6 protein-coding genes are annotated in these 14067 nt (G+C 33.2%); all 6 read left to right on the top strand.

Annotated elements, in window-relative coordinates:
- Positions 1-88 precede the first annotated feature (88 nt).
- The 6 genes from M3P09_RS15455 (at position 89) to M3P09_RS15430 (ending at position 14066) form a co-directional block, all read left to right on the top strand.
- Positions 89-2854, top strand: a complete 2766-nt coding sequence (locus tag M3P09_RS15455) for a helix-turn-helix and ligand-binding sensor domain-containing protein (protein ID WP_099563000.1) — start codon at positions 89-91, stop codon at positions 2852-2854.
- Between the two features lie 229 nt (positions 2855-3083).
- Complete coding sequence (locus M3P09_RS15450) at positions 3084-6110, top strand: SusC/RagA family TonB-linked outer membrane protein (protein ID WP_249973831.1); 3027 nt, start codon at positions 3084-3086, stop codon at positions 6108-6110.
- Positions 6111-6118: 8 nt separating this feature from the next.
- Positions 6119-7597, top strand: a complete 1479-nt coding sequence (locus M3P09_RS15445) for a RagB/SusD family nutrient uptake outer membrane protein (RefSeq protein ID WP_099562999.1) — start codon at positions 6119-6121, stop codon at positions 7595-7597.
- Positions 7598-7614: 17 nt separating this feature from the next.
- Positions 7615-9576 (top strand): carbohydrate binding domain-containing protein, encoded by a 1962-nt coding sequence (locus M3P09_RS15440; protein ID WP_249973830.1) that lies wholly within the window; start codon positions 7615-7617, stop codon positions 9574-9576.
- 20 nt (positions 9577-9596) lie between these two features.
- Positions 9597-10556, top strand: a complete 960-nt coding sequence (locus M3P09_RS15435) for a PKD domain-containing protein (protein ID WP_249973829.1) — start codon at positions 9597-9599, stop codon at positions 10554-10556.
- Between the two features lie 330 nt (positions 10557-10886).
- Complete coding sequence (locus M3P09_RS15430; RefSeq protein ID WP_249973828.1) at positions 10887-14066, top strand: glycoside hydrolase 5 family protein; 3180 nt, start codon at positions 10887-10889, stop codon at positions 14064-14066.
- The last annotated feature ends 1 nt before the right edge of the window (position 14067 follow it).

Below are 14067 nucleotides of genomic sequence, written 5' to 3'. Positions count from 1 at the left end.
TAAAGGATTTGTGCTATATTAGTGACTGAACAATTCATGTTTTAGGTTGAAACAGTATATAAAGTTTAGTCTTCTCTTGTTTTTTTTGATGTCTTTATGTGTTAAAGCTCAAGAAATACCCCCTATTGAAATTTATACTCCAAAAATGTATGGAGCAGCTAATCAAAATTGGTGCATAGCTCAGTCAAAAAATAACCATATTTATGTAGCTAATAACGAAGGCTTGCTTGAGTTTAATGGTGCTGATTGGCACTTGTATTCCTCGCCAAACGAAACAATAATCAGATCTGTAAGTGTTATAAATGATTTAATTTATACTGGATGTAGTAAAGAATTTGGCTATTGGCAAAGAAATGAATTTGGACAGTTGTATTATACTTCGCTTTCAAAAAAACTTAATATAGATTTTTTAGAAGGAGAGGAGTTCTGGAATATTGTTGCTCTTGATGATTATATTTTATTCCAATCGTTAAAGAGAATTTATATTTACGATAAGAGTAATGAATCGTATTCCTTTATTGATTCGGATACTACAATTTATAAAGTATTTAAAGTAAATGAAAGTATATACTTTCAAAAAACTAAAGATGGATTATATAAGATCGAAAATGGAGCTCCTAAACTAATTTCTGAGTCTCCACTAATAAAGAATAGTCTTATGGTTAATATTTTTAATCATAAAGGAAATCTTTTAATAGAAACAGAAAATAATGGGTTCTATATTTTGAATGACAATTCAATAAAGAAATGGGATATTCTAGCTAACAAAATACCTCAAAGTGGTGTTTACAGAAGTACCCAATTAAGAGATGGGAGCTTTGTTTTAGGTACTAGATCTAATGGAGTAATGCAATTAACTCCAGAGGGAGAAATTAGTAATCACATAGACATTATTAATGGACTAAGTAATAATACGATACATTATATTTTTGAAGATGCTGAAAGTAATATATGGCTAGCCTTAGATAATGGTATAAACTGTATAAATATTAAATCACCTTTTAGAATTTATAATGATAAAGAAGGTAGAATAGGTACTGTATATGCATCCACGGTTCATGATGGGTATTTGTATTTAGGATCAAATCAGGGGTTATATTGTAGACCTATTGATTCAAGCGAAGAATTTAAATTTATTGAAGGTACTCAAGGTCCAGTATGGTGTTTAGTTAAAGTTGATGATACACTGTTTTGTGGACACGATGCTGGAACATTTTCGATAAATAGAGATAAAGCTGATTTAATAGTTGACATTCAAGGAACTTGGAATATAATTCCAATTGACGAGGATAGAAATACATTACTACAAGGTAACTATGATGGTCTTAATGTTATTGAAAAAATAAATAACAAGTGGCAGTTTAAAAACAATATAGAAGGTTTTAATATTTCAAGTAAGTTTTTTGAGATTTATAATAAGAATCAAATTTTTGTTAGTCATGAATCTAAAGGGGTTTACAAAATTAATGTAAATGATGATTATTCAAAAGCCGAAAAAATTGTTAGAGATACACTTATTGATAAAGGATTGAATTCTAGTATAGTAAAATATAATAACAATATACTTTATGCATACAAAAATGGTGTATTTAAGTATAATTCTGAAAACCAACAATTTTTAAGAGATACGACATTAAGTAAATTATATTCATTAAATAATTATACTTCGGGAAAATTAATCTCTGATAATGATAATAATACCATTTGGAATTTTTCAAAACATAACCTTAGTTATATTTCTCCAAGCAAATTAAGTAGAAAGGCTAAGGTAAATAAAATACCTTTCTCTACTGAGCTACCGAGAGGTTTAACGGGGTACGAAAATATATCAACTATACAAAACAATAGCTATTTAATAGGTACATCAACAGGATATATTCTTCTTGATTTAAATAGATTAGGAGAAAAAGTATATGATATTTCTATTAATTCAATAATTAAAAGTAATGTAAGGGATAGTGTTCAAATAGTTGATAAAAGCTCTGAAGGTGTTTTTAAAAATGAAGATAATAATGTAGAAATCACTTATAGTGTAGTAGAGTTTGAAAAATATTTAGATACAGAGTACCAATATCAATTAGAAGGCATTTATCCTGAGTGGAGTAATTGGTCTTCTAAATCAAATGTTCTTTTTAAAAATCTACCTTATGGAGATTATGTTTTTAATGTTAGGGCTAAAATAGGAAATACTCTTTCTAAAAATACTGCTACTTATAGTTTTAGTATTGAAAGACCATGGTACCTTTCAAATACATTTATAGTTTTATATATTGTTTTATTCTTAATACTTTCATTAATAACGCATAATATATATAAACGTTATTACAGAAAGCAGAGGGAGCGATTAATGCAGAAGAGTAAAAGAGATTTAGAGTTAAAAGAGCTTGAAAACAAACAACAATTGATGCGATTCAATAATGATAAGCTTCGACAAGATATTGAAAGTAAAAATAGAGAATTAGGGCTTTCTACTATGAATCTTATAAAAAAGAATGAGTTTTTAAATAGCATAAAAAAAGAGTTAAAAAACATATCGGATAGTGACAATAAAATAAAATCAGTTATAAGGATTATTGATAGAAACCTTAATGATAAAGATGACTGGAATGTGTTTGAAGAAGCTTTTAATAATGCTGATAAAGATTTTATTAAGAAGATAAAAACATTACACTCGTCTCTAACATCCAATGATTTAAGATTGTGTGCTTACCTAAGATTAAATTTGTCATCAAAAGAAATAGCTCCACTACTTAATATATCTTCTAGAAGTGTAGAGGTTAAACGCTATCGATTAAGAAAAAAGATAGGTTTGCCCCATGAATCTAGCTTAACAGATTATATTTTAGAAATATAATCGCTATACATATGGTACTTTTACCTATACTTCACCACAACATTTAAGAAAAATATCACTCTATTGCTTTATAAGGCAGACTGTTTATTTGCTAATAAATCACTGTAATTTGTAAGGTTTTCATAAAAAAAATAAATTTTGTTTAACATGTATGTTTTTTGTTTGGGCAAAAAATATGGATTCTTCAATTTTCAAAACTAGATTTACGAAAACTAAAAAAACTAACTACATGAGACAAAATCTCTTTAAAATTCTAACACTACTTTTTATCACTTACTCAGGTGCGCAAAATGTAACTGTTAGTGGAAATGTTCAAGACGATACAGGTTTCCCAATACCGGGAGCTAATGTATTGGTCAAAAATACCAGTAAAGGAACCGTAACTGATTTTGATGGTAATTTTACTATTGATGATATTCAAACAGGTTCAATACTTATTTTTAGTTATATAGGTTATATAACTCAAGAAGTAGTAATTGCTAATAGTGATAATCTAGCAATTCAATTACTACCAGATGTAGCCCAACTAAATGAAGTAGTTGTTATTGGTTATGGTACACAAACCAAGAAAGAAATAACTGGAGCAGTATCAGTTGTTGGTGCAGAGACCATTGATGCTTTGAAACCTACAAGGGTAGAGCAGGCTCTACAAGGGCAAGTTGCAGGTGTTAATATAACATCGCAATCGGGTTCTCCAGGAGGAGGAACAACTATTAGTATTAGAGGGGTTTCCACAAATGGAGACAGCAGACCTTTAATATTGGTAGATGGTAATGTTGTTGAAGATTTAAGTGTTGTTAACCCAAGTGACATTGAAAGTATAAATGTACTTAAAGATGCAACGGCAGGTATTTATGGAGTTAGAGCTGCTAACGGTGTGGTTTTAATTACAACTAAAACTGGGCGTAGAGATATGCCTTTAACCGTTGAGTATAATGCTTATGGAGGCTTTCAACAAACCACAAGAGAGTTACCAGCACTAAACGCAACAGAATATGCTTTATTAGTAAATGAAGCATTTGCCGCAGGCGGAAGTAATCCTGTTTTTACAGATATAGCAGCTTTAGGCGTAGGTACAAACTGGCAAGACGAGGTGTTTCAATCAGCTCCAATTTTTAACAATAGTATTACTTTTAAAGGTGGAACAGAAAAATCATCTTACTCATTCAGTAGTTCCTTTTTAACGCAAGATGGTATTGTAGGTGGAAGCAAATCCAACTTTACACGTTTTACAAAGCGTGCGAGTTATAACTTAGATTTTTTAGAAAATTTTAAGCTTACATCAGGATTGACTTATACAAGTACTAATAAGAAAAACTTAATTGAATCAGCTCTAGGTTCGGTACTCTTTAATGCTTTAAATATGGATCCAACCAAAGCAGTTAGAGACGAAATGGGTGTGTTTACAATAGCTGAAGGCTTGGGTAACGAAGTTATAAACCCAATAGCTCAAACCGCTAATGCTTATGATAGAACCAAGGTTAGTAGGCTTAGTGGAAATGCAGGCTTAGGATACAACTTTTTAGAGCATTTTACAGCACAGGCTAATATTCAGTTTAATTATTCTGAAGTGAGGTCGAAAATATTTAAGCCAGTTGTTGATTATGGAAGTGGTAAGGTCTTTAATATAGATAGAAGTGAAGTTATAGAAAACCTTGACTATTTTAGAGACTATACATTTGATGCTTTTATCAATTATGAAAACACATTTAAGGATGTACATAAAGTTAATGTGTTATTAGGTACTTCTATTTTTAAAACAACAGGAGAGTTTACAGGAAAAAAAGGGTTTGATATTAAAGGAAATTCAGTTGTTAATGCAAGTATAGCAGAAGCAAGTAGTGTAGAAGATAGGTTTCAGCTTAGAGGAAGAAATGATACATTCGATTCCAGATTATTATCATACTTTGCAAGATTGCAGTACGATTATAAAGGTAAATATTTATTATCAGCCGTAGTACGTCGAGATGGATCTTCTAAGTTTGGACCTGCTAATAAATTTGGTATTTTTCCATCTGGTTCTATAGGATGGATTGCTTCAGATGAAGATTTTCTTGCTGATAGTAATACGATAAACTTCTTAAAGTTTAGAGCGTCTTATGGTATTTTAGGTAACGATAGAATTGGAGATTTTAGATTTGTATCGTTATTAAACGGAGAAGGTACTTACGTGTTTAACGATCAACTGGTAAACGGATTAGCACCAGGAGTTATAGCCAACCCAGAAATACGATGGGAAAAACAAAAAACTTGGGATATAGGTGTTGATATGAAGTTTTTAGATAATAAGTTAGATATAACGGCAGATTATTTTAAAAAGACTACAGAAGACTTATTAGTAACCCCTCAAGTTTCAGGAATCATTGGAGGAGGAGCAGCAGGTTCTGGTGCACCTACTATTAATGCAGGAGTTGTAGAAAATAAAGGTTTAGAATTTGCAATTGGATATTCAGGTAATTTAAGTGACAATTTTAAATTCAGCGTAAAGTATAATGTTACAACTATTGATAACGAAGTAATTTCTGTAAGTTCAGATGGCGGGTTTTTATCAGGAGGAAGTTTTGGTGTAGGTCAAGATCCACCTTCAAGAATGGAGGCAGGATATCCAATAGGTTATTTCAGAGGATTTAAAACCGATGGTGTTTTTCAAAACCAAGCAGAGGTTGATAATTCTGCTGTCATAGATAATAATGTGCAAGCAGGAGACTTAAGGTTTGTTGATCTTAATAATGACGGAGAAATAGACGATGATGATAAAACATATATAGGAGATCCGCTTCCAGACGCTACCATGGGACTTAATATCTCTTTTGACTATAAAGATTTTGATTTTTCAGCTTACGCATTTGCTTCTTTAGGAAACGAAATTGTTCGTAACTATGAGCGTAATCAAAATTTAACAAATAGAACAGTTAATTACTTAAACCGTTGGACAGGAGAAGGAACATCAAACACAGACCCAAGAGTTACATCTGGAGCAAATTCTAACGGATTATTTTCAGATTATTTTGTAGAAGACGGGTCTTTTGTTCGATTACAAAACATACAATTTGGTTATACTATTAATCCTAAATCAGAAGACTCAAAAATAAACAAGCTACGCTTATATGTATCGGCGAGTAATCTTTTCACATTAACCGAATACAGAGGTTACGATCCAACAGCCTCATCAGGTAGTCCAATTGGAGGAGGAATAGATCAAGGGTTTTATCCTAATCCAAAAACATTTTTATTTGGTCTTAACTTAAAATTTTAATTAGCGTTATGAAAAATTTAAAAATCAAAAGTATATTTATAGTTATCGCGTTAATTTTTTCTTGTAGCGACGATTTTGTAAATGTTGATTCGCCAGATGCGAATTCAGAAAGTTTCTTCAACACTGAAGAAGATTATCAAATGGCTTTAACAGGAGCATATGACGGGTTACAATACACCTATGTAAATGTAATGTTAGGCGAAATAGCGTCAGATAACACATTGTGTGGAGGAGAAAGCGCTACAGATGTTATCGGTTTTCAAGAAATTGATGATATGATACATACACCAAACAATGCCAATTTAAGAGATATTTGGAATTGGATGTATGGAGCAGTAAATAGAGCCAATTTTATTTTAGAGTTTCAAGATAATATTGACTTTCCTAACAAAAACAATGTTATAGGGCAAGCACGTTTTTTAAGAGCTTATTATAATTTTGAGTTAGTAAAGTGGTTTGGAGATATTCCTTTTTTAGTTGATAAACGTATTGAGTTTGGAGACCAGTTTGTAATAGAAAGGTCTCCTAAGTCTGAAGTTTATGCTTTAATAGAACAAGATTTAATGTTTGCTGCGGCTAACTTACCATATACGCAGTCACAAGTAGGAAGAGTTACTAAAGGAGCTGCACAAGCGTTGCTAGGTAAAGCTTATCTGTATCAAGATAAATTTACAGAAGCTGCTACAGTTTTAGAGGACTTAATTAACAATGGACCTTACGATTTAGTTACAGAAACCAGAAATGTACAAGGCTTAACAATATTGCCAATATTTGAGAATGATAACGAAAACAATATAGAATCTGTTTTTGAAGTTCAGTATATCGATACAGAAGGTGCTGGTTTTGAATGTTTACAATGTAGTGAAGGTAATGTTGCAGTTGGATTTAATGGAATAAGAAATTATAGTGGACCAGAATTTGAATCTGGCTTTAGTTTTAATGTACCAGTGCAAGAAGTTGTTGATGCATTTGAAGCTGGAGATCTTAGATTAGATACTGCTATACTAAATATAGATACTTGGGCTACAGATACTGGAGCATCATTTGGTACAGGTTATGAGCATACAGGATACTTTAATAGAAAGTACATATCTAGACAAGGCGATTTAAATACTGGTGATGCTAACTTAACGAATCCTAATAACTATAGGTCAATACGTTTTGCTGATGTCTTATTAATGGCTGCAGAAGCATTAAATAGAGGTAGCATTAGTGATACCAGAGCACAAGGATATTTAAACCGCGTACGTACTAGAGCGATGTTGCCTAACGTAACAACTACAGGATCTAATTTAACTAATGATATTTACCAAGAACGTCGAGTTGAGTTGGTAGGAGAAGGGCACCGTTTTTTCGATTTAGTTAGAACAGGTAGGGCTGCTACTGAAATTGACGGTTTTACTGCTGGAAAACATGAAGTATTTCCTATACCACAAATAGAAATACAGTTGGCAGGAGATAGATGGGCACAAAACCCAGGATATTAAAAATTAAAAAATAAAATATGAAAGCATTAAAATATATATTGAGTTTAACTTTAGTATTCTTTATAGGATGTGCTGAAGATGATAACGATTTAAGTTTTGTTGATAAAATTGAAGCGCCTACAAATGTATCGGCTCTTTTTAAAATATCTCAAGACAATAGTGGTTTGGTTTCAATTACACCAAACTCAGACGGAGCAGTAATGTATAATATTACTTTTGGAGATGGAACCGAGGGTTCTGAAAGTGTAAAGCAAGGAGAAAGTTTGGATCATTCTTATCTAGAAGGAACATATTCGGTTAACGTAGAGGCTGTTGGACTTAATGGATTAAAAACAACTATTAGTAAAGAATTAGTTGTGTCTTTTAGGGCGCCAGAGAACTTAGAGATTACAACTCAAATAGATGCTTCTAACCCATTTATTGTAAATGTTTCAGCAATTGCAGATTATGCAGCATCCTTTTTAGTGTTTTTTGACACTTCTAATCCAGCTGAAGAAGGAACACCAATGCAAGTTGGAGAAACTGTAAGTTTTGAATACGCTGGTGTTGGCGACTACACTTTAAAAGTAGTAGCTTTAAGTGGTGGTTCTGAGACTACAGAGTTAACAGAAGTTATTACAGTATCATCACCTGTAGAAATGCCTATCGATTTTGAGGTTTTTGATTCTAGTAAGTTTATTGGTTTTGGAGGCGCATCTGCTGAGGTAGTAGATAATCCAGATACTGATGGTAATGCTTCTGCTAAAGTAGGTAAGATTGTTAAAGGAGCTCCAGAAATTTGGGCAGGAGATGTTATTATTACCTCTGCACCTATAGATTTTAGCTCTAAAAACATTATAAAACTAGATGTTTGGTCTCCTCGACCTGGAGGGAAATTAACCTTCAAAATAGAAAACCTTGACGATGCTAATATTAATATAGAAAAAGAAGTCACTTTGCAAGGTAATAGTGCTTGGGAAGAAGTACTTATTGATTTTAGCGATATTGATTTATCGCAGACCTATCAAAAATTAGTATGGTTTTTTGATTTTGGTATCGTTGGAGATGGAAGTACAGACTGGACATTTTATGTAGATAATATTGATTTACAAAGTGCAGACCCGTTCAATGATGGTTTATTAGCAAATGGCGATTTTGAATCTGGAGCAGATTCTTGGATTGTAGGTACTGATGATAATGCTCCTGTAGCTGTCGTTACAGATTCAGGAAATACATATTATTCTACAAATGTTACTGCAGCAGGAAACCCTTGGGATGTTAATATGAGTCAAAAAGTTAATATCATTCAAGATGAAACTTACACATTAGTCTTTGATGCTTGGTCAGATACTAATAGGTCAATAATTTCAGGCATAGGCTTAAGTGGTCCACCATGGTCGAGCACGACAGAATCTGTTAACATTACACCAACTAAAACAACATATTCATTAACTCTAGTTGCAACTGGTTATGGAGCTCCAGATGCTCGTGTTATATTCGATATGGGAGCTGAAGTAGGAATGGTGAATATAGATAATGTGTCTTTATTTTTAGGTGATGGTCCGTTTGATGATGGTATATTAACTAATGGTGATTTTGAAGCAGGAAGTGAACCTTGGATTGTTGGAACAGATGATAATGCTCTTGTATCTGTGGTTACAGATTCAGGAAACACATATTATTCTGCAGATGTTGCTACAGCTGGAAATCCTTGGGATGTAAATATGAGTCAAAAAGTTGAAATTACTCAAGGCTTAACTTATACGCTAACCTTTGATGCTTGGTCAGATACCAATAGGGCAATAGTTTCTGGTATAGGGTTAAGTGGTCCACCATGGTCAAGTGCCACAGAATCAGTTAGCATTACACCAACAAGAACAACATATACACTAACTCTTGAAGCAGCAGATTTTGGAGCTGCTGATGCACGTGTAATATTTGATATGGGAGCAGAAATAGGTCAAGTAAATATTGATAATGTTTCTTTAACTTCTAACTAATTAATAAATAAGATTGAATTATGAAAAAATTTATAAACAATAAAGGACTAGTAATAGTTTTATTTATGTCATTGGCAATGGTATTTGTGAGTTGTCAAGATGACGATGCTAGTTTTGGAGACATAACAGCACCTATGGATGTTTCTATATCTGCAGAAATAGTAGGTTTAGATGCAACTAATCCAAACGGAGATGGAACTGGATTAGTAAACTTTACAGTGAACTCTAATGGAGCAATTACATATAGATTTAATTTTGGGGATGGGTCAGATGTTAAAGTGGCCCCTTCAGGATCTATTACGCACAGATTTAGTTTAACAGGAACAAATACGTATTCAGTTACAGTTATAGCTTCTGGAAGGGGAGGTATTTCTAGTACTGCATCTATAAATATTGATGTTTTTAGCTCTTTTGAAGATCAAGAAGCTAAAGATTTTTTAACAGGCGGGGCTGGATTAAGTAAAACCTGGTATTGGGCTGCAGATAAGCCTGGTAACATTGGTTTAGGGCCAAATGCTGTACAATCAGGAGGTGAGCATACATTCTCTCAGTGGTTTACTTCTGATGCTTGGCATGGTGATAAATTGTGTATGTATGATGCAGAGTTTGTTTTTACACAATCTGCTGACGGCGGAGTAACTTTTGAGCAACTAACAGATATAGCATATACGCCTGGAGACTTTGCAGCTTCAATAGGTGTAGATGGAGATACATGTCATGGTTTAACTGTGGCTCCTTCATTAGATGGTATTAAAAATGTTGGTTTTAGCCCATCATCTTCAACAGCAACAGAAGATGGTGACTATAGGGGAACAACAATGAATTTTTCAGATGGCGGTTTTATGTCTTGGTATGTAAATGTTAGCACACTAGAAATTATCGAAATAACTGAAAACACATTGTTTGTAAGAATGACTGATAGTTCTAATCCAGATTTGGCTTGGTATTGTAAATATCAAACTGATAATCCTAATGATTAGGTTGCAAGAAATTGATTAATCAAATTGTTTTTATAGGTTAAAAAAACACAACACGTGTTTTTTTAACCTATACATTACCACAACAAGTAAGCATTTTTATAAAATTTATATTCTGAAAATAAAAAATATAATACTGCAACAAGTAGCTGTTTTTGTTAGGATTTTAGAATAATAAGCAAGTTTTTTTTACTATGTATGTTTTTTGTTGAGGCGTTCTTTATGAAATTCTTAATTTATTAAGGTAATTTTATAACAACGCAACATCCCATAATTCTACCACAACATTGTAAATAATAAAACTTGTTTATACCAACTTAAAAAAATAAAACTATGAAAAACAATTTTCTAAGATTATTACTCTTTTTATTTACGGTCTCAACATTTGCCCAGGCAAATAAAGTAGAGATTGTTAGTAGTGAAGAAGGCCAGAAACTGGTTGTCGACGGCAAAGACTTTATGCTTAATGGTGTGAATTGGGATTATGTTCCAATAGGTACTGATGTTACTAACGCCAATTTTTATGAGCAGCCAGATGATATCATAAAGGCAGGGCTTGATACAGAAATGGGTCTGTTAAAGAATATGAATGTTAATGTTATAAGACAATATGTAGGTGTGCCTGCTAAATGGGTAACATATATATATGAAAAATATGGAATTTATACTCTGTTAAACCATTCATTTGGTCGTTATGGCCTAACATTAGATGGTGTTTGGACTCCCGTTACAATTTACTCAGATGAAAAAACACAAGAGCAACTAGTGTCTGATATGATCAATTTGGTCAAAGAATACAAAGATGTTCCTGGGATTTTGATGTATATGATGGGTAATGAAAATAACTACGGATTATTTTGGCAAGGAGCAGAAACAGAAGATTTTCCTGATGGCGAAGAAAAAATTAATGCAGTAGGCGAACTACGTGGTCGGCCAATGTACAAACTAATGAATGAGGTTGCCATCAAAATGAAAGCAATGGATCCAAATCACCCAGTTGCAATATGTAACGGAGATGTTTTGTTTATTGATATCATAGCAGAAGAATGTAAAGATATTGACGTATATGGAGCTAATACTTATAGAGGAGAATCATTTGGAGATTTCTTTCAAGTGGTTAAAGACAAGCTTGGCATACCTCTTATGTTTACAGAGTTTGGTGCAGATGCCTATAACGCTCTAGAAGAAAAAGAAGATCAATACTGGCAAGCACATTATAATTTGTCAAACTGGAAAGAAATTTATGAAAATGCTTCAGGTTTGGGGAAAGTAGGAAATTCTATAGGAGGTTTTACATTCCAATTTAGTGACGGTTGGTGGAAATTAGGTTTTGACAAACGTAAAGATGCCGATACACATCAAACTGGTGCCTCATGGAGTAATGGAGGATATTATCACGATACGAAAAACGGTTCAAATAATATGAACGAGGAGTGGTTTGGTATTTGTGCTAAAGGGCCAACAAGTGCAAGAGGGCTTTACGATTTGTATCCTCGTGCTTCATATTATACACTTAAGGATGCACACGCCCTTAATCCTTATGATGAGGGGATGTCTTTGGAATTTCTTAATAACTATTTTAAAAATATCAATATTACGGAAGCCATGTTAAAAGCGCGTGGTGACAAGGCGGCTTTAGATGCACAATCTGGTGGAAAAATTAAAATAAGCAATTTAAGAGCAGAGTTTACCACGTTTAATACAGGAGGTAGCTTACTAACAACTCCAGATACTGCAGACCCAGACGAATTAACCTATCCAAATCAATTAGGGTTTGATCATATGCAGTCTTATTTTGTGGGAATAGAAGGTAAGCCAACATCTAACATGACGGCGAATGTGAACTTTAATATTTTAGGAAATGTTGCTGAAAACCCAATTGATGAAATCTTTTATGAAAATAGAGGGCGATCAATATCTATTAACGGTAATAATGGAGCGGTTACATTAGGCGATGCAAATCGTGTTCAAGTGTATAATGCAGAGTTTGAGTGGAAAGCTAAAGAATTTGATTTAAGAGGTTTCTATCGTACAGGACATTATCACTGGGGTTATGAAGGAGATATATTTGGATTATACCCAGAGGCAAATTACGGTCCTAATCTTGATATTTATCAAGGAGAAATATCAGGTATAGAAATAGATGGTAAAAAAGGTCTTAAAGGATTAAAAGCGGCATTTGGACCTCAATTATGGTGGGGAGCAAATCCGGCAGTGTTGTTAAAGTATAATTTTAAACTTGGTCATTTTAATTTTAGTGCCATTTATCACGAAGATATAGACGACGTTGGAGAAGCAGTAACATCTATAGCAATACCACAACCCAAAACACGAAGAGCTACACTATCAGTAGAAAAAGAATTTGGAGCTTTTGAACTTCAATTAGGAGGTATTTGGGGAGGTGAACCTTTAAACGGTAGAGAATTTCAAGTAGCTGAAGATAATCCTAATTACGACGCTAATAATCCTACATCTAATCCTAAATATGTTATCTATAATGATAAAGTTAATTGGGAAGATAATTGGGGAGCCAAAGGGAAAATTACTTACCAAAAAGGGAAATTTAATTGGTATGCTCAAGGCGCAATACAAGGTATAGTTGCAAATGGAGGTTATGACCAAACTCAAACATTTACCGGATGGAAGCTTAAAGATACTGGAAGTGGTAACCAAACTAACTTCTTAACAGGTATAGCATTAACTGTTGGTAATTTTCAAATAGCACCTAACTTTTTATGGCAAAAGCCAATTGTTGCAGCTATGCCAAATGATGTGCAAGCACCTGGTAGATTAAGAAATATTCAAGACGATCCATTTGCAGTAAGAGCTAATAGAGAGACTACTGCTGGAGAGTTATTGTTAAGTTACGATCCAACTCCAGGAACCTGGATGTATGAATGGGATAATGACAGGGCAGAAGATGCAAAATTTGCTTTCAATTTAGGCTTTGTATATAAGCACCATCCAACAGCAATGGATGCAGCTATTGGTTTTTTAGATAATCGTAATTCATTTGCATTTCCTAATTCTGCGCCTGCGCAAGATCTTTGGGAAGCACATTCACGAATTGTTGCCAAAGCACATCCAGATTTAGGTATTATAGCCAATTTTTATGCGGGTAATGGACAATCTAATGGTAGTGATGATAGAATGATTAAGCGTATTGGAGGAGATATAAGATTAATATATAACAAGTTAAAATTAACACACGCCTTTAAAATTAATGATTGGGGACCTTTCGATTACCATCGAGATTTTAACTTGACATACCCAGTACAATTAATGTTAGACTTATCTACAACTATAGGAAAGCCAGATTGGTTTATACTACCAGACACTAAAATTGGTATTCGAGGAACATGGAGATCACTTGATCAATATTCACCGCGTTACGCACCTAATCAGGTGCCACCAAATACATTTCCGCCAGTTCCAACAATTAGTACAATTGGGTTTGATGATGGACAAGAATGGGAAATTAGAACATATATACATATCAACATAGGAAAATAAA

It is taken from the genome of Jejuia spongiicola (assembly GCF_023502325.1).
GTDB lineage: Bacteria > Bacteroidota > Bacteroidia > Flavobacteriales > Flavobacteriaceae > Wocania_A > Wocania_A spongiicola.
Note: the sequence above shows the minus strand (reverse complement) of the source record. Positions and strands in the feature narration are given on the sequence as shown.